This window comes from Sagittula sp. S175 (assembly GCF_049800975.1).
Taxonomy (GTDB): domain Bacteria; phylum Pseudomonadota; class Alphaproteobacteria; order Rhodobacterales; family Rhodobacteraceae; genus Sagittula.
This window is the reverse complement of record NZ_JBNAGB010000001.1, coordinates 190,783-209,835: the sequence shown is the minus strand read 5'-3', so window position 1 is coordinate 209,835 and position 19,053 is coordinate 190,783. Positions and strand designations below refer to the sequence as shown.

Annotated in this window: 25 protein-coding genes; 11 read left to right on the top strand and 14 right to left on the bottom strand. The window is 64.2% G+C overall.

The window, feature by feature from the left end:
* The first annotated feature begins 31 nt into the window (after positions 1-31).
* The gene (locus tag ACP16H_RS01010) at positions 32-154 is read left to right on the top strand and encodes a hypothetical protein (protein ID WP_425070373.1); all 123 of its coding nucleotides are present in this window, start codon (positions 32-34) and stop codon (positions 152-154) included.
* Positions 155-319: 165 nt separating this feature from the next.
* Here the strand turns inward: ACP16H_RS01010 and ACP16H_RS01005 are convergent, their stop codons facing one another.
* A complete protein-coding gene (locus tag ACP16H_RS01005) occupies positions 320-1,726 on the bottom strand; it encodes a methyl-accepting chemotaxis protein (RefSeq protein WP_425070372.1) in 1,407 nt (468 codons plus the stop codon).
* Between the two features lie 51 nt (positions 1,727-1,777).
* Positions 1,778-2,230, bottom strand: coding sequence for an iron-sulfur cluster assembly scaffold protein (locus ACP16H_RS01000; protein WP_425070371.1), 453 nt, complete (start codon positions 2,228-2,230; stop codon positions 1,778-1,780).
* A gap of 75 nt (positions 2,231-2,305) precedes the next feature.
* On the opposite strand from ACP16H_RS01000, the gene hisI reads away from it, so the two are divergent.
* Positions 2,306-2,662, top strand: coding sequence for a phosphoribosyl-AMP cyclohydrolase (gene hisI / locus ACP16H_RS00995; protein WP_425070370.1), 357 nt, complete (start codon positions 2,306-2,308; stop codon positions 2,660-2,662).
* Here hisI and gluQRS read toward each other — a convergent pair.
* The 4 genes from gluQRS to ACP16H_RS00975 form a co-directional block, all read right to left on the bottom strand.
* Entirely contained in the window at positions 2,611-3,513 is a 903-nt protein-coding gene (gluQRS, locus tag ACP16H_RS00990; protein WP_425070369.1) for a tRNA glutamyl-Q(34) synthetase GluQRS, read from the bottom strand. The two genes, hisI and gluQRS, sit on opposite strands and share 52 nt — an antisense overlap.
* 28 nt (positions 3,514-3,541) lie before the next feature.
* Positions 3,542-3,751: a hypothetical protein gene (locus ACP16H_RS00985; RefSeq protein WP_425070368.1), complete on the bottom strand. Its 210-nt coding sequence runs from the start codon at positions 3,749-3,751 to the stop codon at positions 3,542-3,544.
* A gap of 76 nt (positions 3,752-3,827) precedes the next feature.
* The gene (gene trmFO, locus ACP16H_RS00980; protein ID WP_425070367.1) at positions 3,828-5,171 is read right to left on the bottom strand and encodes a methylenetetrahydrofolate--tRNA-(uracil(54)-C(5))-methyltransferase (FADH(2)-oxidizing) TrmFO; all 1,344 of its coding nucleotides are present in this window, start codon (positions 5,169-5,171) and stop codon (positions 3,828-3,830) included.
* 78 nt (positions 5,172-5,249) lie between these two features.
* Complete coding sequence (locus ACP16H_RS00975) at positions 5,250-6,032, bottom strand: enoyl-CoA hydratase (protein ID WP_425070366.1); 783 nt, start codon at positions 6,030-6,032, stop codon at positions 5,250-5,252.
* 54 nt (positions 6,033-6,086) lie between these two features.
* On the opposite strand from ACP16H_RS00975, the gene ACP16H_RS00970 reads away from it, so the two are divergent.
* The gene (locus ACP16H_RS00970; protein WP_425070365.1) at positions 6,087-6,524 is read left to right on the top strand and encodes a PaaI family thioesterase; all 438 of its coding nucleotides are present in this window, start codon (positions 6,087-6,089) and stop codon (positions 6,522-6,524) included.
* Between the two features lie 43 nt (positions 6,525-6,567).
* Positions 6,568-6,708: a hypothetical protein gene (locus tag ACP16H_RS00965; RefSeq protein ID WP_425070364.1), complete on the top strand. Its 141-nt coding sequence runs from the start codon at positions 6,568-6,570 to the stop codon at positions 6,706-6,708.
* Between the two features lie 73 nt (positions 6,709-6,781).
* On the opposite strand, the gene ACP16H_RS00960 is transcribed toward ACP16H_RS00965, so the two are convergent.
* From ACP16H_RS00960 to ACP16H_RS00945, 4 genes are all read right to left on the bottom strand, one after another.
* The gene (locus ACP16H_RS00960) at positions 6,782-7,576 is read right to left on the bottom strand and encodes a crotonase/enoyl-CoA hydratase family protein (RefSeq protein WP_425070363.1); all 795 of its coding nucleotides are present in this window, start codon (positions 7,574-7,576) and stop codon (positions 6,782-6,784) included.
* A 73-nt stretch (positions 7,577-7,649) separates the two neighbouring features.
* Positions 7,650-8,168 carry a 2'-5' RNA ligase family protein gene (locus ACP16H_RS00955; protein ID WP_425070362.1) on the bottom strand — a complete coding sequence of 173 codons (519 nt, stop codon included), beginning with the start codon at positions 8,166-8,168 and terminating at the stop codon, positions 7,650-7,652.
* Positions 8,165-8,602, bottom strand: a complete 438-nt coding sequence (gene speD / locus ACP16H_RS00950; protein WP_425070361.1) for an adenosylmethionine decarboxylase — start codon at positions 8,600-8,602, stop codon at positions 8,165-8,167. Before speD ends, ACP16H_RS00955 begins: the two co-directional genes overlap by 4 nt.
* A gap of 183 nt (positions 8,603-8,785) precedes the next feature.
* A complete protein-coding gene (locus ACP16H_RS00945) occupies positions 8,786-9,013 on the bottom strand; it encodes a DUF1127 domain-containing protein (protein WP_425070360.1) in 228 nt (75 codons plus the stop codon).
* Between the two features lie 96 nt (positions 9,014-9,109).
* On the opposite strand from ACP16H_RS00945, the gene ACP16H_RS00940 reads away from it, so the two are divergent.
* The 5 genes from ACP16H_RS00940 (at position 9,110) to ACP16H_RS00920 (ending at position 13,798) form a co-directional block, all read left to right on the top strand.
* Entirely contained in the window at positions 9,110-10,510 is a 1,401-nt protein-coding gene (locus tag ACP16H_RS00940) for a PLP-dependent aminotransferase family protein (protein WP_425070359.1), read from the top strand.
* A gap of 194 nt (positions 10,511-10,704) precedes the next feature.
* A complete protein-coding gene (gene rplM / locus ACP16H_RS00935) occupies positions 10,705-11,163 on the top strand; it encodes a 50S ribosomal protein L13 (RefSeq protein ID WP_425070358.1) in 459 nt (152 codons plus the stop codon).
* A 2-nt stretch (positions 11,164-11,165) separates the two neighbouring features.
* A complete protein-coding gene (rpsI, locus tag ACP16H_RS00930) occupies positions 11,166-11,660 on the top strand; it encodes a 30S ribosomal protein S9 (protein ID WP_425070357.1) in 495 nt (164 codons plus the stop codon).
* Between the two features lie 76 nt (positions 11,661-11,736).
* Entirely contained in the window at positions 11,737-12,687 is a 951-nt protein-coding gene (locus ACP16H_RS00925; protein ID WP_425070356.1) for a hypothetical protein, read from the top strand.
* A gap of 10 nt (positions 12,688-12,697) precedes the next feature.
* Complete coding sequence (locus ACP16H_RS00920; RefSeq protein WP_425070355.1) at positions 12,698-13,798, top strand: glycosyltransferase family 4 protein; 1,101 nt, start codon at positions 12,698-12,700, stop codon at positions 13,796-13,798.
* On the opposite strand, the gene ACP16H_RS00915 is transcribed toward ACP16H_RS00920, so the two are convergent.
* The gene (locus tag ACP16H_RS00915) at positions 13,792-14,409 is read right to left on the bottom strand and encodes a TetR/AcrR family transcriptional regulator (RefSeq protein ID WP_425070354.1); all 618 of its coding nucleotides are present in this window, start codon (positions 14,407-14,409) and stop codon (positions 13,792-13,794) included. The genes ACP16H_RS00920 and ACP16H_RS00915 overlap by 7 nt on opposite strands.
* Positions 14,410-14,489: 80 nt before the next feature.
* A complete protein-coding gene (ppk2, locus tag ACP16H_RS00910; protein WP_425070353.1) occupies positions 14,490-15,365 on the bottom strand; it encodes a polyphosphate kinase 2 in 876 nt (291 codons plus the stop codon).
* A 172-nt stretch (positions 15,366-15,537) separates the two neighbouring features.
* On the opposite strand from ppk2, the gene ACP16H_RS00905 reads away from it, so the two are divergent.
* Complete coding sequence (locus ACP16H_RS00905) at positions 15,538-16,359, top strand: L,D-transpeptidase (protein ID WP_425070352.1); 822 nt, start codon at positions 15,538-15,540, stop codon at positions 16,357-16,359.
* Here ACP16H_RS00905 and ACP16H_RS00900 read toward each other — a convergent pair.
* The gene (locus ACP16H_RS00900; RefSeq protein ID WP_425070351.1) at positions 16,356-17,297 is read right to left on the bottom strand and encodes an alpha/beta fold hydrolase; all 942 of its coding nucleotides are present in this window, start codon (positions 17,295-17,297) and stop codon (positions 16,356-16,358) included. The two genes, ACP16H_RS00905 and ACP16H_RS00900, sit on opposite strands and share 4 nt — an antisense overlap.
* Before the next feature lies 1 nt (position 17,298).
* Complete coding sequence (locus ACP16H_RS00895) at positions 17,299-18,219, bottom strand: homoserine O-succinyltransferase (protein WP_425070350.1); 921 nt, start codon at positions 18,217-18,219, stop codon at positions 17,299-17,301.
* A gap of 125 nt (positions 18,220-18,344) precedes the next feature.
* Between ACP16H_RS00895 and ACP16H_RS00890 the strand changes: the two genes are divergently transcribed.
* On the top strand, positions 18,345-18,941 hold the full coding sequence (locus ACP16H_RS00890) for a hypothetical protein (protein WP_425070349.1): 597 nt from the start codon (positions 18,345-18,347) through the stop codon (positions 18,939-18,941).
* Positions 18,942-19,053 lie beyond the last annotated feature (112 nt).

Here is a 19,053-nt window from a genome sequence, read left to right as displayed (position 1 = left end):
AGGGTTAACAACGGAACAGCGGAGTGACCCAATGCTCGACATCGTCAAATCCACGCTTCACCGCCAGCAAGGCCGGCTTTGGCAGGATGCGCTTGGTGCGCTGAGCCTCGTGGTCATCCTGTTTGGTGCTCTGCACCTTCCGTCTGTCATCTGAGTTTCTGCCTGCGTGTAAGCCCCCCGGGTTTCGCGCGTCCTGTCCCGACGCGCCTGCCTGTCCCCCTTTCGGTTTCCTGCCTGTTACCGAATTTCCCCGTGGGTCTTATCGACACGCTCCTGTCCGCCGCCTCCCGTCCCGGAGTGCGGCGGCTTTTTTTTTGGTCTACTCGAATTTGTAAGCGAGGCGCAGGCCGCCCCAGTGCCGTCCGCGCAGGGTGATCGGGGCAGAGAGGTCCTTCATCATGACGAAGGTGCCGCCGCCCATGTCGCGGCGATAGACCTGCAACAAAAAGGGCTTTTCGTTGCGCCCGGCCTTCAGCCCGACGCGGTCATTGAAGATGCGGCGGTTGCGGCAGTTGGCGGCGTTCCAGACCGGGTCCGGGCCTTGCGGTTGCGAGAATTTGGCATTGTGCGTCGGCAGGTAGCCGTTGCGATCCACCGCCGCGCAGAACACCACGCGCGGATCGCTGTCCAGCACCGGTTCCTGGATCGCGGGCAGAAGACGGTCCGTCACCTCGGTGAAAGGGGTCACGACCTGCTCGGGATTGCTGCCGGGTACGGGGCGATAGGTCTCTGAGAACATGCCGTCGAGGGAGATGCGCCCGCTGTCGATCTCTGCCTCGAAGGCTTGGATGATCCGACCGGCAAGGTCCTGCACGAGTGTAATCATCGCGCTGTCACCGCCGCTGCCACCCAGGGCCACGGAATGTTGCAGGATTTCCTCGGAGGTGTCGATCAGGCTGAAGCACCGGCGTGTCGCCTCGTCCACGCCTTGCGCGACCGATGTCACCGAGTCGGAGATGTCGCTCACCGACTGGCCTGTGGTCATGACGGAGTCCCGAACCTCACCTGCGTCCTGAGACAGCCGGTGCGATTCCTCCCGCAGCTGTTCGATCCCATACTGGATCTGGCTCAGGGCCTGATCGTTCTCGGTGTTGCGGGTGATGACATCTTCGGCCTTTGTCGCGGTGACATGCGCGCCGCGATGCAGTTCGCCCATCCATTCAGACAGGCGCGACACGGTCTTGGTGATCGTTTCGGCGGCATCGGCGGTCTTCTTGCTGAGGTCCTGAACCGAATCCGCCACGATCGAGAAACCCTTGCCCGCCTGTCCGGCGCGGGCTGCCTCGATCTTGGCGTTGACGGCGAGGATGTGAACCTGCCAGGCGATATCGGAAATCAGCATGTTGGAGTTCTTGACCCCCATCAGCATTTCCTCGACCGATTGGCTGTCGGCATTGACGGAGCGAACCCATTCCGCAAGAGCCTGCGAGCTTTGCCCGGTTTCTTTGATGATGTCAGCGGACTCGCGCACGCGGGTCAGCGCGTCATCCGCCAGCCCGGCCATGTTCTGCGCGGCGGTCAGCATCCGCGCGCTCGACTCCGACAGTTGTGTGGTGCGATGCCCGATATCGGCGAGGTCTTTCAACTGGCCGTGACAGCGGTCATCAAGTTCCTGAAGGAAACCGCTGATATCCACGGTTTCCTGCCCGAGGCTGGTGGCCGCCTCTGTCAGTTGGGACAATTCCTGCGTCGCGTCCAACGCGCGGAGGTCCGGAGAATGCTGCATCGTTTACCCTCTCGTTCAACGAGGGTTTAACAGCAGAATCCGAACAGAGGTTTAAGCGTCGTGCGTGTTTTCGACCTGGTCCAGCGCCTCGCATGTCGCATCGAGCGCAAGCATGATCGAGGCATGGCGGTTCTTGTAGGCGCTGGCAGGGCGCAGCACCTCGAGCCCGTCGAAGGGCGCCGCCGGGGTCGGGCCGTCGTTCTTGAGCATGTCGCGCAGGGCATCACGCGCGGCGCGGATCTGGTCAGGCGTCTGACCTATGATGGCGCTGCCCACGACCGAAGCCGAAGCCTGCCCCAGCGCACAGGCCTTGACGTCCTGCGCGTAGTCGCTGACCTTGCCGTCCTGCATGCGGACATCGACCGTCACGGTCGAGCCACACAGCGGCGAGCGCTTCTTGACCGTGGCATCGGGCGTGTCCAGCCGACCCGTGTGCGGGATGCTGGCGGCCAGTTCCAGAATGCGCCCGGAGTAAAGCTTGATCAGGTCGGTTTCGGCGGTCATGCCTTGGTCTTTCGTTTTCGGCAGGTTCCCCATACATAGGCAGCGCATCGGCACATTCAAAAGGAAAAACCGACCATGTCTTTCGATCCTGCGACCTTGGTCTATGACGCGAATGGCCTGATCCCCTGCATCGCTCAGGCAGAGGGGACCGGCGAAGTGCTGATGATGGCCTGGATGAACGCCCAGGCCGTGGCCAAGACGCTGGAGACGGGGCGCGTCACTTATTGGTCGCGCTCGCGGCAGGCGTTCTGGATCAAGGGCGAGACCTCGGGGCACACGCAGGAACTGGTGGATCTTCGGGTGGATTGCGACCGCGATTGCCTGCTGGCCGTGGTGCGGCAGGAGGGCCCGGCGTGTCACACGAACCGGCGGTCCTGTTTCTATACCTCGGTCGTGGGCGACGAGACGGAGCTGATGGCGCCGATGGTCTGAGCCTCGGGGCGGGTCAAGCCGACCTTCGCGCGGATGTCGGCGGGCGTCAGGCCCTCGTCGCGGTAGGTGGCGATGGCGCGGGCGTCGTCCCGCTTGGCAAGGCGCTTGCCATGCGCGTCCCGGATAAGGTCGTGGTGGTGGTAGATCGGGGTTGGCAGACCAAGCAGCGCCTGAAGCAGGACGTGGATGTTCGTGGCCTGGAACAGGTCGGCACCGCGGACCACATGGGTGATGCCCTGTGCCGCGTCGTCTACCACGACGGCCAGATGATAGGCCGCGCCCATGTCCTTGCGCGAGAGCACCACGTCCCCGACATCGCGGATCATCGCGTCGCCGGTCAGGGTGATGGTTCCGGCGTGCTGGGGACCGGTTTCCGTAAACTGGCGCGGGGCTGCTGTGGCTTCGCAGGCTTTGGCCATGTCCAGCCGCAGGGTGGCGTGGTGCGGGCGCGGGCCGCTGGGAGTGGCGCGGCAGGTGCCGGGGTAGACCAGCCCGTCCGGGCCTTCGCGCAGGGTTTCCTGCGGGGCGGACAGCGCCTCGCGGATGTCGCGGCGGCTGCAGGTGCAGGGATAAAGCAGGCCCATATCCCACAGGCGGTCGAGCGCGGCGTCATACTCTGAAAGGCACTCGGATTCCCGCCGGCACGGGGTCGGCCAGTCCAAGCCCAGCCAGTGCAGATCGTCGTAAATCTGGGATTCCCATGCGGGACGGGATCGCGACTGGTCGAGGTCGTCGATCCGCAAAAGGAACGTTCCGCCCGCCGCCGTGGCCATGTCATGCGCCAGCATCGCAGAATAGGCATGGCCCAGATGAAGCGGGCCGGTCGGACTGGGGGCGAAACGTGTTTTCAAATTATATCAGGCGCTTGCAGGCCGTTCCTCAGTTTCTATAGCCATATTTGCGCGCCCGGCTTTCCTCGCCGCCCTGATAGATCAGGATCCACGCCAGAACGATGAACATCGGATGCGTCAACCCGCCGGAGAAAATGATCGCTGGAATCCAGATCAGGAAGGTGATGATCGCCACAAAGGGCCGTCCCGTCAGAAGGATGGACAGCGGCGGCAGGAACAGGGCAAGGACATAGTTCATGTGATGGCTCCCGTAGTGTGCCCGTGGCGGGCAGCGTTGCACTTCATATGGGCAACGCACAGCCCCTCCACAAGGTTCACGCCTGCGATGCCAGCCATTCCTGCCAGCAGGCCTTGGCCCTGTCCGTGTAGCCCTTGTAGCGATCCTTGCGCCCGCGACGTCCGCCTTTCAGCCCGTCGAGCGGGCGGAAGAGGCCGAAGTTCACGTTCATCGGCTGAAAGGTCTTGGCCTCGGCCCCGCCGCTGATGTGGTGCAGCAGCGCGCCATGGGCGGTGTCCTGCGGCACGGTGGGCAGGTCGCGACCAAGGATCTCGGCCGCCGCCAGACGCCCGGCGACCAGACCCATGGAGGCGCTTTCGACATAGCCCTCGACCCCGGTGACCTGACCGGCAAAGCGGATGTTGGGCCGGGATTTCAGGCGCATCTGGTCGTCCAGCAGCGTCGGCGAGTTGATGAAGGTGTTGCGGTGGATGCCGCCCAGGCGCGCGAAGCTGGCGTTTTCAAGTCCCGGAATCATCTTGAAAACAGACGCTTGCGCGCCGTACTTCATCTTCGTCTGGAAACCGACGATATTGTAGAGCGTCCCCAGCGCGTTGTCCCGACGCAGCTGGACCACGGCGTAGGCCTTCTGCTCGGGATTGTGCGGATTGGTCAGGCCGACGGGCTTCATGGGGCCGTGGCGCAGGGTTTCGCGCCCGCGCTCGGCCATGACCTCGATGGGCAGGCAGCCGTCGAAGTATTTCGCGGTCTCGCCCTCGTGGAACTCGGTCTTGTCGGCGGCCAGCAGGGCGTCGATGAAGGCCTCGTACTGGTCCTTGGTCATCGGGCAGTTGATGTAGGCCTTCTGCTCCTCCTCGGTCTCGCCCTTGTCGTAGCGCGACTGCAGCCAGGCGACGTCCATGTTGATGCTCTCGGCATAAACGATGGGGGCGATGGCATCGAAGAAGGCCAGACGGTCGGCGCCGGTCTCCGCCTGAATGGCCGCGCCAAGCGTCTCGGAGGTCAGCGGGCCGGTGGCCAAGATCCAGTGCCCGTCCGTGGGGAGTTCTGTGATTTCCTCGTGAGAAATCCGGATGTTGCCATGCGACGTTAAAGCATCGGTGATGCTTTCCGAGAACGGGTCGCGGTCCACCGCCAGCGCGCCCCCGGCAGGCAGCCGGTGCTTGTGCGCGGTCGAGATGATCAGCCCGCCGGCCTCACGCATTTCCCAATGCAAAAGGCCCACCGCGTTCTGCTCGTCATCATCCGAGCGGAAGGAGTTGGAGCAGACCATTTCTCCAAGGTTTCCAGTGCGATGCGCGAAGGTCTTCACCTTCGGGCGCATCTCGTGAAGCACCACCTGGATACCCATGTTCGCCGCCTGCCAGGCAGCTTCGGACCCGGCCATTCCGCCGCCGACGATATGAAGTTCGTGTGTCATGACGGCGATCTAATCCAAGCCGCGCGCCGTTCCAAGAGCGGAGTCGGGCCAAGAGCGGAGTCGGGGAAGATCCCCGACCTACGCCCAATCGGGCTTGCGCTTCTCGATGAAGGCGTTGATCCCCTCGTCGGTGTCACGCCACAGCATGTTCTCGACCATGACGTTCCCGGCAAAGGCATAGGCGTCCTCCAGCGACATGGTCATCTGGTCGTAGAAGGCCGACTTGCCGATCTTCACTGCGGCGGAGAGTTTCGCGGCCACGGTCTCGGCCAGATCACGGGTGCGGGTCTCCAGCGCCTCCGCCGGGACAGCGTGGTTGATCAACCCTTGCTCCAAGGCTTCGTCCGTCGATAGGAACTGCCCGGTGGTCAGCATCTCGAAGGCTTTCTTGCGGTGGATGTTGCGCGTCAGCGCCACCATGGGGGTCGAGCAGAACAGCCCGATGTTCACGCCGTTCACCCCGAACCGCGTCCCCTCGGCCGCCACCGCCATGTCGCAGGAGGCAACCATCTGGCACCCCGCCGCCGTGGCGATGCCATGCACCTGCGCGATCACCGGCTGCGGCAGGCGCGTCAGCCCCGTCATCACGCGGGCGCAGCGGGTGAAGAGGTCCTGGAAATAGGCCTTGCCGCCATCCGCATCGCCGCGCGCCGCCTGCATCTGCTTCAGGTCATGGCCCGCGCAGAACGCCTTGCCCTCGCCGGACAGGATCACCACCCGCGTCTCGCGGTCCTGCGACAGCGCGTCGATCTGCGCCTGCAGCGCGGCCAGCATCTCGTCCGACAGGGCGTTGAGGTTGCCCGGACTGTTCAGATGCAGGTGGGCGATGCCGCCCGTGTCGTGACGTTCCAGAATGGCCATCTTGTCCTCCCTTTTCGCAAGAGGTTAGCTGGCGCGGCACAGGGAGGAAAGCGCATGATCAAAATGAACGTCGAGGAAATGGCCGGATATCTCGAGGAGGTCTTTCCGCAGGTCGAGGGCATGTTCGGCATCGACCGGATCGACGACGAACTGATCGTGATGCGCCTGCACAATCACGACCGCCACCTGCGCCCCGGCGGCACCGTGAGCGGTCCGGCGATGTTCAGCCTGGCCGATGTGGCGGCCTATGTCGCCGTGCTGGCTCATGTCGGGCGCGAGGCGCTGGCGGTGACGACGCATTGCTCCATCGACTTCATGCGCAAGCCCGAGGCGGGCGTGGACCTGCTGGCGGAGGGGCGCGTGCTGAAGCTTGGCAAGGCGCTGGCGGTGATCGACGTGCTGCTGTTCAGCGAGGGCAATCGGCAAGCGGTCGCTCATGCCTCGCTGACCTATTCGATTCCACCGAAGCGGGTGGAACGGCAGGCCGGGTAAACGGGTTCTCTCTTCAGAACGATGCAAGAGAATGGAGAGAGACATGTCGATCAAGAAGACCCTGTATCGCACCCTGAAGACCGTCCTGCGCGACAAGGCTGGCCGCCGCTGGTCCTTTGGCCGCAAGACGCCGAAATCGCCGCTGGCACGGGCCAAGGCCCGTTTGTTGCGGGTCCGCGCCTGAGCTTGGCTCACGGCTGACGGAAAGACCGGCGCGTCCCTCGGGGCGCGCCATTTTCGTGTTTCGGCCTTGCGGTCTATCGAAAGGTCGGCGCGCGCTTTTGCATGTTGGCCATGACCGCCTCGATCTGGTTCGGCTGTCCGATGATCTCCGATTGCAGGACAGCCTCAAGGCGCAGGGCCTCCGCGCGGTGTGCTGTCCAAGTGTGGTTCAAGAGGCGTTTGTCGCGGCGGATGGCGTCGGGGTTCTTCTGCGCGATGCTTTCGGCCAGGGCGCGGGCGTCTTCGAGGGGCGTTTCGCTGAGGCGGGTGACGAGGCCCAGTTGCGCGGCCTCCATGGCGTCAACCACACGACCGGAGAACAGCAGCTCCTTCGCCTGGTCGATGCGCATCAGGCGGGGCAGGGTGGTGGTGATCCCCATGTCGGGGATGAGGCCCCATTTGATCTCCATCACCGACAGGCGGGTGTCCGGGGCGGCGATGCGGATGTCGGCGCCAAGCGCGATTTGTAGGCCCGCGCCGTAGGTGACACCCTGAAGTGCGGCGATCACGGGGACGTCCATTTCCTGCCAGATCGTGCAGGGTTTCTGGAAGAAATTGGCGGATTCCCCGTCAGGCAGGGCAAGAATGCGATCAATCAGGGACTTCGGATCAGGGTTCGCTGTGAACAGCGAGGTGTCGATGCCGGAACAGAAATTCGCGCCTTCACCGCGCAGGATCACGGCGCGGACGGATCTGTCGGATTTCAGGGTTTCCCCGATCTGGGCCAAGCCTTCAAAGACCGACAGGTCCACGGCATTGTGGCGTTCCGGGCGGTTGATGGCAACTTCGGCGATGGCGCCCGTGCGGCTCAGGGTCACGGTTTCGGACATGGCGGCCTCCCTTTTGCGGAAGCCTAAGGCGGGCATTTGCGGCACGAAAGATGTGACGTTGGGTATGATTGCGTCAGGTGGTCCCGGACAGGGCAAACCCTTGGGCAAAGTCCCACGGTCCGTCGTCGTAGTGCCACAGCAGCAGGTGGGTGATGGTGCCTTGCCATGGGGCAAAGCCGTCTTCGAGCTCGGCACGGGTTGCCAGCGCGGTCTCCTTGTCGACCTTGTTCTGGATCGTCACATGCGGCCGAAGGCCCTGCGCGTCCTGTCGGGTCAGGTGGTCGGACCACTGGGCTTGCAACCCCTTGTGGAGTGTCTTCAGGTTCGGCGCGTCGATGGCGTAGGCGGTCCCTGAGCCGAGCGGCATCAGGCCCGTGACGCTATAGGAAATGGGGGCGGTGTCTGCGGCGCCGGCTGAAAGGTGCGCGGCGATTTCGTCCGACAGGAAGCCGGGCAGGGCGTGAAACAGCGTCAGATGTGCCGGGATGTGGTTGCGATCCTTGGGGAAATGCCTTTGCCGCGCGGACTGGAAACGCGAAAAGCCCGGTGCGTCGAAGCCGCAGGTCAGGATCAGCGGCCGCATGTCGTTCATGCCGGGGTGTCCGGGATCAGCCCCTCGCCGCGACGCAACTCGCGGACGCGAATGTCCTGCGTGTCAAAGGCCCGCGCCAGGACCTCTACCGCGCGCCACGGCTGCGCCGCGCCGCACATGAATATGTCGAAGGCGCCGTAGCCGATTTCCGGCCAAGTGTGCAGCGAGATGTGGCTTTCGGCCAGCACCGCGACCCCGCTGACGCCGTGGGGCGTGAACTTGTGGGTGTGGATGTGCAGGAGCGTCGCCTCGCAGGCGTCGATGCAGTCGTGCAGCGCCTTGCGGATGCGGCCCTCGTCGTCCAGCCCGGTGCCGTTCACCACTTCGATGATAAGATGTGTGCCCGCGTAGACCACGCCGTCGCGACGGACAAAGTAGTCGTCACGCTCGGCATCAAGGACATCGGAGGCTTGGGCGGTGAGGGCGGAGGTCATGCCCTCAGTATCATCCACATACATACAGGTTACCAGATCGTTGCCGCGTGCCTGACGCCTAGAGGCGGAGTTGGCGGGGATCAAGGTGTTTCTGCGGTTGCGTGGGCGTGTATCATCGAGGTGTGACCCCGAACGGGAGCGGTGCCCGGGGTCACGCTGGCAGGCCCGTGATCGGGCGGGCGATCAATCCTGCCAGAAGGGAAGGCGGGCTTCACGCCGCGCCTCGTCGGGGGTCACGCCGATGTCGCGCAGCAAATGCGGTTCCAGATCGGCCAGATCGCGGCGAGTTCGGCGGTGGGTGTCCCATTTGGCAAACAGAACCGCGACGCGGAGCGCCATCACACTGATCGCCGGGAGCGGCGCGTGCGTGACGAGATAAGAGAGATCGTTGCGTGCGATAGCCTGTGCCATGGAAACATCCTTTCAATTGTATTGACACAATGTGCCGATATTTGGCATGTGTAGTGATACATTCGGAATTGTACCGGCGTCCACGGAAAGATTGTGATGGATACAATAAAGGCCCTTTATGACTCGCAGGCGAGCGCGCCGAAGTATCGCATGCTGGCCTCTGCGGTGCGGCAGGGCGTTGCGGAGGGGACGCTGCCCGCCGGGCACCAGCTGCCGCCGGTGCGTGAACTCGCCTGGCAGTTGAAAATCACGCCGGGCACGGTGGCGCGGTCCTACGCGATCCTGACCGAAGAAGGGCTGCTGCAAGGTGTCGTCGGACGCGGCACTTTTGTTGCGGATCGGTCCGTGGCGGATGACGACCACGTCAAGGTTCCCCTGGTGAAATACCTGCCGCAATCGACGGGAGTTACGAACCTCTATTACTCCCGGCCTCCGGACACGGGGCAGGTGGCGCTGATCCAGGATGCGCTGCGCCGGCTGGTCGAACTGGACCCGCAGTCGCTGCTGGAATACCCGGGGGCCGAACGCTTTCCCCAGACCCGGCGCGCCGCGCTGGACTGGTTGTCCGACACTGTTCTGGGACCCGTGGACGAATCCGACCTCGTGCTGTCACACGGCGGGCAGTCGGGCATCTCGCTGGTGTTGCAGTCCGTGCTTCGGGGGGCCACCCCCGTGGTTCTGGTCGAAGAATTGTCCTATCCGGGGTTCCGTCGCGCGGCCGAGATCCTGCGCGCCAAGGTTGTGACCGTTCCGATGGACGACGGGGGGATCATCCCGGAGGCGCTGGAGGAATTGGTACAAAAGCACGACGCCCAGATACTTTGTACCAGTGCCGAGGTGCACAATCCCACCACCATCCACACGGATCTGCCGCGCCGGGAGGCCATCGCAGAGATTGCCCGCCGTCACGGCCTGGCGATCATGGAGGACGATTGTTACCGGCTCGGGGCGTCGCGCGCTCCCAGCTACCGTGCTTTGCTGCCAGAACTTGGCTGGTACGTGACTTCATTGTCCAAGACGCTGGCGCCCTCGTTGCGCGTCGGGTTCGTCGTGGCACCGCAAGCCCAGGCGGCGACGTTGCGGCGCACGGCCGAGTACAGTTTCTTTGGGCTTGCCGCGCCGCTGGCTGCCATGACGCTCGACCTGCTCACGCGCAGCGAGACGCGCTATGCCGCTGACCGGCTGCGCCTTGTCACCGCGCGGTACGTGCGCGCGGCGGTGAACGCGCTTGGCGGCTACGACGTCAGTTATGACGAGGATGCGCCGTTTCTCTGGCTGCGGCTGCCGGAACGCTGGCGGGTCGGCGCCTTCGTGCAGGCAGCCGAGGCGGCGGGGATCACGCTGCGTGGGGCCGAACATTTCGTGCCGCGCGAGGGGATCGTGCCCCATGCGGTGCGAATCTCGGTGAATGCGCATATCCCTCTGGACGAATTCGAGGCGGCGATCGGCCAGATTCGCGCGCTTCTGGACGCACCACCCGCGGGGCTTGAGGTCTGAGGGCTCCGAAAATCGCGCATTTTCTTGGGGTAAAATGATACCGTAATTTCAAGCCTTTGAAATTGAATGGAAAATTCGAGTATGTGGCGCTTGACTGGCGCGTGGGCCTGTTTATAACCCGCCCATCGGATTTCGGGCCGGGGGGAACCTCGGCTCTTTTCTATCGAAACGGCCAAAGATACTGGACTGTACACATGAAAACCTTCTCTGCTACTCCGGCGGACATCGAGAAGAAGTGGATCGTGGTCGATGCCGAGGGCATCGTGCTGGGTCGCCTCGCTTCGATCATCGCCATGCGTCTGCGCGGCAAGCACAAGCCGTCCTTCACCCCCCACATGGACATGGGCGACAACGTAATCGTTGTGAACGCTGACAAGGTCCAGCTGACGGGCAAGAAGCGCCAGGAAAACTTCTACTGGCACACCGGCCACCCGGGCGGCATCAAGTCCCGCACCAAGGAGCAGATCCTCGAGGGCAAGTACCCCGAGCGCGTCGTGTTCCAGGCGGTCAAGCGCATGCTGCCGGGCAACCGTCTGTCCCGCCAGCAGCTGACCAACCTGCGCATCTACGCAGGCGCGGCGCACCCGCACGAGGCCCAGAACCCCGAGGTTCTGGACGTCGCTTCCAAGAACTCCAAGAACACCCGGGTGTAATCATGGCTGATCAGATCTCTTCGCTCGACGAACTCGCAAAGGCCGTGACCGACAACATCGGTGGCGTTCAGGCAGAAGCAGACGAACCGCGTGAGCCGGTCCGTGACGAACTGGGCCGCTCCTACGCCACCGGCAAGCGGAAGGACGCGGTTGCCCGCGTCTGGATCAAGCCGGGCTCCGGCAAGGTCGTGGTGAACGGCAAGGACCAGGACGTGTATTTCGCACGCCCCGTTCTGCAGCTGATCCTGCGCCAGCCGTTCCAGGTGGCCGGTGTCGAAGGCGAATTCGACGTCATGGCAACCGTCAAGGGCGGTGGCCTGACCGGTCAGGCAGGCGCGGTGAAGCACGGCATCTCCAAGGCCCTGCAGCTGTACAACCCGGAACTGCGCGCAGCCCTGAAGGCCGCCGGCTTCCTGACCCGCGACTCGCGCGTCGTGGAACGTAAGAAGTTCGGTAAGCGTAAGGCACGCCGTTCCTTCCAGTTCTCCAAGCGCTGATTTCTTCGCTCTTGGTATGCTTTTCGCACCGGCCCCTTTGGGCCGGTGTTTGTTTCTGAGGCAGGGGTTCTTGCGCATGTCTGCGGTCGGCTCGTCCCAACGTCTGATCGTGTTCGCCGTGGTCGCGTCCAGGCGCGATACCGGCAGCACCGTAATGCGCAGCGATCAGTTGGGCCAGCTTCTGTCAAACTTCGGATCGGGCCGGTATCGGCATGAAATCCGCGAGATGCCCGGTCGAAGGGCCGGGACGCTGCGCCAGATCCTCTGGGCGCTGGGGTTGCCGCGCGATTGCCTCGTCATCTTGACCAAGGCCGCGTCCAAGGAGATCCGGCCGCGTGCCGCGCAAGCTTTGCGGCACCGGGTGCGCGCCGTGGCCATCGACCATGTCGATCAGCCCATGGACCGCCTGACTCGTGTCCTGGGCGATTTCCACATCGCGTGTTCGCATGCGCAACTGGCGGCCTTCCGGGATCACCCAGTGTTGCGCGACGGGGCGCGTCTGGTGCTGCATCACGCCGACCTGCGGCTGGATGCGTTGCCGTCCTGCCAGATGGATCGCTTCGCGGCGCTGTATCTTGGCGAACCCGACAACACCGATATTCCCGGCCCGATGCTGGAGGACATCACCTGTCTTCCGGTGCGCACGGCGCAGGACTTCCAGACCGTCCTGCCGCGCCTGCCGGAGTTCAACGCGCATGTCAGCCTGCGCCGCCACCAGCCGGGCCACGAGACCGCGATCAAACCCTTCGTCAAAGGCCTGACAGCTGCCAAGCTGGGCGCGGTCATCATGACGGGGCAGGGCGACCCGGATGCCGAACATTTCCTTGGGGCGGATTATCCATTCTTCGTGGGGCCGTCGTCGGCCGAAGAGGTATTCCGCCGGATGCGCGCCGGTTTCGGCGGCCCGGACTGGGCCTTGGCGCGGGATCGTATGGCCGCCATGCGCGCGGCAACCCATGAGACCGTCATCGCCCGCCAACTCGAGGCACTTGGCGACGAAGCCTTTGATCTGTCGGGCAAAGGCTGAGGGCGGGGCGATGAAGATTGCCTATATCGCAAATGCGCTGCTGCCCTCCGAGACGGCGAATTCGGTGCATGTGGCCCGCATGGTCGCGGCGCTCGCGCGGCAATCCGTGGATGTTAAGCTTTTTGCCAGGACGACCGGGCAAGGCGACCTGTCCGAGATCGCGGCGTTCTACGGTCTCCGCAGCACCTTTCCGGCGCGGCTGTTCCGGCAGGATGGCGCGTGGGACAAGCGCAGCTGGCGCTGGCGGTCGGTCTTTCAGGCATGGCGCGAAGGGCGGATCGTCATGACCCGCGATCTGCGCGTGGCGGCCATGGCGTCGCGCATCCTGCCAACTTTCATGGAACTGCACCACCCGCCCACAGGGGCGCGCGGGCATCAACGTCTGGCCCGCGTCATTGCGCAGGGCGGGACGCTCATCACCATTACCTCGGCGCTGGCGGATTTCGTGGCACGGGAATGGCAGGTATCGCGTGACGCGATTCATGTCCTGCAGGACGGCGCGGACCCGGTCGACACTCTGCCGACCCCGGCAGAGCTGCATCGGGGGCGGGTGCTCTGCGGTTATGCCGGATCGCTGTTACAGGGCAAGGGGGCGGAACGGGTCGGTCAACTGGCCGCGCTGTGTCCCGATGTGGATTTCGTCGTGGTCGGCGGACCAGAGGAGCGGCGTCTGGAACTGACGTCGCAGTACCCGCAGCAAAACCTGCGCTGGTTGCCGCGCGTGGCCCCCGCCGAGATACCGGGCATCATTGCGGCCTTTGACGTGGCGCTACTGCCGAACGCGGCAAAGGTCGCCACCCATGGCAATGCGGCGCTGGACATCGGTCAGTGGACCTCGCCGCTGAAAGCCTTTGAATACATGGCCTTGGAGCGTGCCATTGTCGTGTCCGACCTGCCGAACCTGCGCGAGGTGTTCCATGCGGACAACGCCGTGCTGTGCCCGGTCGACGATATCGCCGCATGGCAGGCCGCCATTCTGCGGCTCGCGCAGGATCCGGAGCTGAGGGCGCGGTTGGGGCAGGCGGCGCGTCACGATCTGGAGACGCTATACAGCTGGGATTGCCGCGCCGCGCAAATGGTGCGCCTGTTCGCTGCCCGAGGGCCTCAGTGATCGGCGGGCAAAAGCCCCAGGCCCCGCAGGTAAATCCCGATCCCGGTTTCCAGCAGATCCTCTGGCGGAAAGGGGCTTTGTGTTCCGGGAGAGTTCCGCGCGAACAGCTCCACGACGCCGTGCGACATGGCCCAGATATGGGCCGAGAACATCGCGGCAGGCGGGCGTTTGTCCGCCGGGATATGCTGTGACAGCAGTGTCGCGGCCTTCTCGAACACGCCGCGCGCGCGGGCCGAGGCCTGCGCCAGCTCGGGCGAGTGGTTCACCGATATGCCGCTTTCGAACATCGAAATGTAATGGCCGGGATACTTGCGTGCGAAGGCCAGGTAGGCCCGACCACAGGCCTCGAACGACGCCAGGGCCGAGGGTTGCCCCTTGTCGTAGGCGTACTGCATGACGTCACCGAAAATCTCGTAGCCCTGACGCGCGGCCTCGGCGATCAGGTCCTCGCGGCCCGCGAAATGCCGGTAGACCGCCGCCGGGGTGACGCCCGCCGTCTTGGCGGCCTCGGACAGGGTGAAGCCGGTTGGCCCCTTGGCTTCGATCAACTGCAAGGCCGCCTCGATCAGGGCCTGCCGCAGGTTGCCGTGGTGATAGCCGCGTTTCGACATGTGTGCCTCCTTCCAGAGACTTAATCCCTGAGGGAGGTCTTCGAAAGGGGGCAGCCCCTCCGGATTTCGGGCATGTGGCCTCAGGCGCTCCAGATTTCCGGTCCGCCGGTAATGGCGGGATCGGGGGCACCGACCACGTCGCGGTCCTTTCTGGGGTAGTCCAGATGGTTCAACACATGGCGGATGGCAGACAGGCGGGCGCGTTTCTTGTCGTCGGAACGGACCACGGTCCAGGGCGCGGCGGCGGTGTGGCTGCGACTGAAGGTTTCCTGGATCGCGGCGGAATAGTCGTCCCACTTCTTCAGCCCCTCCACGTCGATCCAGCTGAGTTTCCACTGTTTCAGGGGATCGTTCTCGCGGGCGAGGAAGCGGCGCAACTGTTCGGCCTGACCCACGTTCAGCCAGAACTTGAACAGGTGAATGCCCTCATCCACCAGCATCTTTTCAAAGTCCGGGACCTGCGCAAAGAAATGTTCGCGTTGTTCGTTGGTACAAAAGCCAAAGACCTTCTCGACCACGCCGCGATTGTACCACGAGCGGTCAAAGAACACGATCTCCCCGGCGGCGGGCAGGTGGTCGATGTAGCGCTGAAAGTACCACTGCGTCGCTTCGCGATCGGTGGGTTTGGGCAGGGCGACCACATTGGCACCGCGCGGGTTCAGGTTCATGCGAAAGCGCGCGATGGTGCCGCCCTTGCCGGCGGCGTCACGGCCTTCAAAGACCATGGCGATGCGCTGGCCGGTCTCCTTGGCCCAGGCCTGCATCTTCACCAACTCGATTTGCAGCGCCTCCATGTCCTTCTCGTATGCCTTGCCCGACATTTCCTCGCGGTAAGGGAAGTCCGGCGACAGGATATCGTCCTTGCCAGCCTCCGCGATTGCCTTTCGGATGTCCTTTGGCGCATCGTTTTCGGCAAATTGTGTAATGGCGCCGTCAAAAGGCAGGTCTTGGGGCATGATTTCGGTCCTCGTGGTTGCGCCGACTATGGCGTCAGTGCGAGGTCTTGGCAAACAGGGGATTTCGCGCACGGAATGGGAACTTTCCCGCCGGATCAACCGTTTCGCACCCAAGGACGGTGCGGATCGGGGGATGGACGTGCTGTCGCAGGACACTTGGGAAAGGCTGCTCATGACATTCATCACTGCGAAACCGCTTCTTGCTCTGGCGGCCTTAAGCGTCTTGGCGGCCTGTAGCGCAGGCCCGCTGCCGCCGGTGTCCGAGACCGCTGCCGGGACCGATCCGCAGGCCACCACGGTCCGCAACGAAAATGGCTACCTCGAAGAAGTCATCCACCTGCCGCCCGAACCGGCCCGCACCCAGCCGCTGCGCGCAACGACGCGCGAGATGTATACCTCGACGCAGGACCATGGGTTCGACGTTCCGGCTGTGCCGGAGAAATACCTGAGCGAGGCCAAGAAACGGCAGTTGGTCAACTACTACGCCCCGTATCCGGCTGGCACGATCATCGTCGATCCGGGCGCGACCAAGCTCTACCACCTGCAGGGCGACGATACGGCGATGGCCTATACCGTGGCCGTCGGGGCCGAGGGACGGGCCTTTGCCGGTGAGGCGACAATCGCCTACCAGCGCGACTGGCCGACCTGGACGCCGACGCAGAACATGATCCGCCGCGAACCGGAGGTCTACAAACAGTTCGCCGGGGGCATGCCGGGGGGGCTGGATAACCCACTGGGCGCGCGGGCGCTGTACCTGTACCGCAACGGCAAGGACACGCTGTACCGCATCCACGGCACACGCTCGCCCGCGTCGATCGGGCATGCGGTGTCCTCGGGCTGTATCCGGTTGTTCAATCAGGACGTGATCCACCTTGCCTCGCAGGTCGACAATGGCACGCGGGTGATCGTCCTGTCGGAAAGCGAGACGGGCAAGTACACCGCCGCGCCGTCGGATGTGGCGGAACTGGCGCGCGATGCCCTCGACGCAGGCTAAGCCCGCGACCGTTCAAACGCGCGGGTGATTGCGTCAACCACGGCGCCCTCGGACACATGGTGCGGCATGTGTCCGATGCCGTCCAGCACGGTCAGATGCGCGTGGGGCAGGCGGTCTGCCATCGGTTCCGAATGGATCGACAGCCCGACGGTGTCATCGGCGGTGCCATGCACCATCTCGATGGGCATGTCCATGCGGTCATAGAGCGGCTCCATGGCCGCGATCTGATCCAGCAGGCCCGCACGGTGCAAGGCATTGGCGCGCAAGGCCACGCGCCGGATGGTCAGGGCCGCGCCGATGTGTTCGGCATATCCCTCCGGCATCTCCTGCGGCGCAAAGACCGAGGCCGTCGCGCGGCGCACGAAGCCATTGCTGACCCATGCCGCCTCGAACGGGATTGTCAGCGGCCCCAGAACCGGGTGCGAGTTCACGCGGTACAACCGCGACATGCCGCCGTCCCACGGGTGCGAGGGGCTGGCCGTCAGAACCAGGGCCGACAACGTTTCGGGGAATTCCACCGCCCAGGCCAGCGCGACGGAGCCGCCGTAGGACTGGCCCATGACCACGGGTCGGTCCAGCCCTAGGGCTCGGGCCGCGGCGGACAGAAGCGCCGCCTGTTCGGCCAGCGTCTCGCCACCGTCATGCAGGGGCGGCGTGTAGCCCATGCCGGGCCGGTCGAACGCCGTGACGCGATAGGTCTCGGCCAGCCGGTCCAACAGCGAGAACGTCATGTCCCGCAGGTTGCCCGACATGCCATGGATCAGCACCGCATCCGGGCCCTGACCACGCTGCACGTAGTGCACCGGGTGTCCGTTCACCTCGACGAACTGGCCTTCGGGCGGAAAGTCCGCCTCGGCCTGCCGTTCGCGCGCGGCGGCCCGCAGATGGCTGCCGCCCCAGCCAAGGCCCAGAAGCAGAAGCGCGCCAAGCCCCCACATCTCAGGCCCCAATGTCTGCCATGTCGAACGGGGTCGTCTGGTAGATCTGGTTCACCCAGTTGCCGTAAAGCAGATGCGCATGGCTGCGCCAACGGTTCTGCGGCTGCTTCGACGGATCGTCATCGGGGTAGTAATTCGCAGGCACGTTGATCGGCTTTCCGGCGGCGACGTCACGGTCGTATTCTTCCTTCAGCGTCCCCGAGTCGTACTCGAAATGGTTGAACACATAGAGCGCCCGGTGATCCGGGTCCTCGACCAGGCATGGGCCGGTATGGTCGGAATCGATCAGGATCGGCAGGCCCGCGGCCTGTATTTCGTCACGGTGCATTTCCGTCCAGCGCGACACCGGGATCACCATGTCGTCCGAGAATCCGCGCAGGTAGGGCGAGGCGGGCGCGAGGTTGCGATGCCGGACCGCGCCGAACTGCTTGTGGTCCAGCAGGTGCTTTTTCACCCCGTGGAAATGGTAGATCATCGCCATGCCGCCCCAGCAGACGCCAAAGGTCGAATGCACATGCGTCTGCGTCCAGTCGAAAACCCGCTGGAGCTCCTCCCAATAGGTCACTTCCTCGAAGGGCAGATGCTCGATCGGGGCGCCGGTGATGATGAGGCCGTCCAGCTTCTCGCCCGAGGCCTCGACCTCGGAGAAGGGGCGATAGAAGGCCTCCATATGCTCGGCGGCGGTGTTCTTGGTCTGGTGCTCGCTCATGCGGATCAGTTGAAAGTCGATCTGCAAGGGCGTCGCGCCGATCAGCCGGGCGAACTGGTTCTCGGTCTGGATCTTCTTGGGCATCAGGTTCAGCAGGCCGATGCGCAGGGGCCGGATGTCCTGCCGCGCTGCCTGTTCATCCGACATGACCATGACACCCTCGCGCGTAAGCACGTCGAAGGCGGGCAGGTCGGAAGGCAGGCGGATGGGCATGTGACTGATCCTGAGGTTGAATGTGCCGCTGACAGATAGGCCAACGGCGCGGGCGGAACAAGGCTTGCGGCGACTCGTGGGCTGTGGCCTGATCTGTGACAGGTATTTATTGCGGGGGATTGAAGATGAAGGCATTTGCAGCGCTGGTTCTGGCGATGATGGCGGCGGCAGGGGCGGCTCAGGCGCAGACGAATTCCTGCATGGGCAACTGCATGATAAGCGACGGTCCGGCGGACAATCCGAACTTCCATGCCTGCCTGCGCCGGATCTGCAATCCAGACCACGTCCAGCCCTCTGAACACATCCCGACATGGAACGCCGGCGCGATCCAGGAGGGCACGATCATCTGGGCCGGGATCGACACGCAGAACGGCCAGCACGGGCTGTATTACTTTTGCCAGGACGGCGGGATTTCCGACCTGATGATCCCCGGCGTGCCCCCCGGCGTGCAGCGGCTGGCGTTGACGGTGGACGGCCAGACTTTTGAAAAATCGTTCAATTCCATTGCCAACGGGCTGACCGCGCCCATCGTCCCCGAAGATCCGCTGATGCGCGCCATGCGCGGCGGCAAGGGTGTGGTGATCGAAAGCCTCTCGGGCGGGAACCTGATGTTCGCCTTCCCGCTGATCGGCGCCGAGGACGCGCTCGAAGGCGCCATGGTCGGCTGCGGCTTCATGCAGGACGACGAACGCCCGCTGGGGGCGGGGGAACGGCAGGACTGAAACTCAAAGCCTGTGTTTGCAATAAAAACCCGCTGCGACAGGCAGGCCCGCAAGCATTACAGCGACGAGAAATTCCGTCAGACTGGACTTGAGCGTGACAAACGGAAGAACG

What these genes read in the sequence shown, in the direction of transcription:
- ACP16H_RS01010 (WP_425070373.1), top strand. Translation starts at nt 32, where the DNA reads ATGCTCGACATCGTCAAATCCACGCTTCACCGCCAGCAAGGCCGGCTT.
- ACP16H_RS01005 (WP_425070372.1), bottom strand. Translation starts at nt 1,726, where the DNA reads ATGCAGCATTCTCCGGACCTCCGCGCGTTGGACGCGACGCAGGAATTG.
- ACP16H_RS01000 (WP_425070371.1), bottom strand. Translation starts at nt 2,230, where the DNA reads ATGACCGCCGAAACCGACCTGATCAAGCTTTACTCCGGGCGCATTCTG.
- hisI (WP_425070370.1), top strand. Translation starts at nt 2,306, where the DNA reads ATGTCTTTCGATCCTGCGACCTTGGTCTATGACGCGAATGGCCTGATC.
- ACP16H_RS00985 (WP_425070368.1), bottom strand. Translation starts at nt 3,751, where the DNA reads ATGAACTATGTCCTTGCCCTGTTCCTGCCGCCGCTGTCCATCCTTCTG.
- trmFO (WP_425070367.1), bottom strand. Translation starts at nt 5,171, where the DNA reads ATGACACACGAACTTCATATCGTCGGCGGCGGAATGGCCGGGTCCGAA.
- ACP16H_RS00975 (WP_425070366.1), bottom strand. Translation starts at nt 6,032, where the DNA reads ATGGCCATTCTGGAACGTCACGACACGGGCGGCATCGCCCACCTGCAT.
- ACP16H_RS00970 (WP_425070365.1), top strand. Translation starts at nt 6,087, where the DNA reads ATGATCAAAATGAACGTCGAGGAAATGGCCGGATATCTCGAGGAGGTC.
- ACP16H_RS00965 (WP_425070364.1), top strand. Translation starts at nt 6,568, where the DNA reads ATGTCGATCAAGAAGACCCTGTATCGCACCCTGAAGACCGTCCTGCGC.
- ACP16H_RS00960 (WP_425070363.1), bottom strand. Translation starts at nt 7,576, where the DNA reads ATGTCCGAAACCGTGACCCTGAGCCGCACGGGCGCCATCGCCGAAGTT.
- ACP16H_RS00955 (WP_425070362.1), bottom strand. Translation starts at nt 8,168, where the DNA reads ATGAACGACATGCGGCCGCTGATCCTGACCTGCGGCTTCGACGCACCG.
- speD (WP_425070361.1), bottom strand. Translation starts at nt 8,602, where the DNA reads ATGACCTCCGCCCTCACCGCCCAAGCCTCCGATGTCCTTGATGCCGAG.
- ACP16H_RS00945 (WP_425070360.1), bottom strand. Translation starts at nt 9,013, where the DNA reads ATGGCACAGGCTATCGCACGCAACGATCTCTCTTATCTCGTCACGCAC.
- ACP16H_RS00940 (WP_425070359.1), top strand. Translation starts at nt 9,110, where the DNA reads ATGGATACAATAAAGGCCCTTTATGACTCGCAGGCGAGCGCGCCGAAG.
- rplM (WP_425070358.1), top strand. Translation starts at nt 10,705, where the DNA reads ATGAAAACCTTCTCTGCTACTCCGGCGGACATCGAGAAGAAGTGGATC.
- rpsI (WP_425070357.1), top strand. Translation starts at nt 11,166, where the DNA reads ATGGCTGATCAGATCTCTTCGCTCGACGAACTCGCAAAGGCCGTGACC.
- ACP16H_RS00925 (WP_425070356.1), top strand. Translation starts at nt 11,737, where the DNA reads ATGTCTGCGGTCGGCTCGTCCCAACGTCTGATCGTGTTCGCCGTGGTC.
- ACP16H_RS00920 (WP_425070355.1), top strand. Translation starts at nt 12,698, where the DNA reads ATGAAGATTGCCTATATCGCAAATGCGCTGCTGCCCTCCGAGACGGCG.
- ACP16H_RS00915 (WP_425070354.1), bottom strand. Translation starts at nt 14,409, where the DNA reads ATGTCGAAACGCGGCTATCACCACGGCAACCTGCGGCAGGCCCTGATC.
- ppk2 (WP_425070353.1), bottom strand. Translation starts at nt 15,365, where the DNA reads ATGCCCCAAGACCTGCCTTTTGACGGCGCCATTACACAATTTGCCGAA.
- ACP16H_RS00905 (WP_425070352.1), top strand. Translation starts at nt 15,538, where the DNA reads ATGACATTCATCACTGCGAAACCGCTTCTTGCTCTGGCGGCCTTAAGC.
- ACP16H_RS00900 (WP_425070351.1), bottom strand. Translation starts at nt 17,297, where the DNA reads ATGTGGGGGCTTGGCGCGCTTCTGCTTCTGGGCCTTGGCTGGGGCGGC.
- ACP16H_RS00895 (WP_425070350.1), bottom strand. Translation starts at nt 18,219, where the DNA reads ATGCCCATCCGCCTGCCTTCCGACCTGCCCGCCTTCGACGTGCTTACG.
- ACP16H_RS00890 (WP_425070349.1), top strand. Translation starts at nt 18,345, where the DNA reads ATGAAGGCATTTGCAGCGCTGGTTCTGGCGATGATGGCGGCGGCAGGG.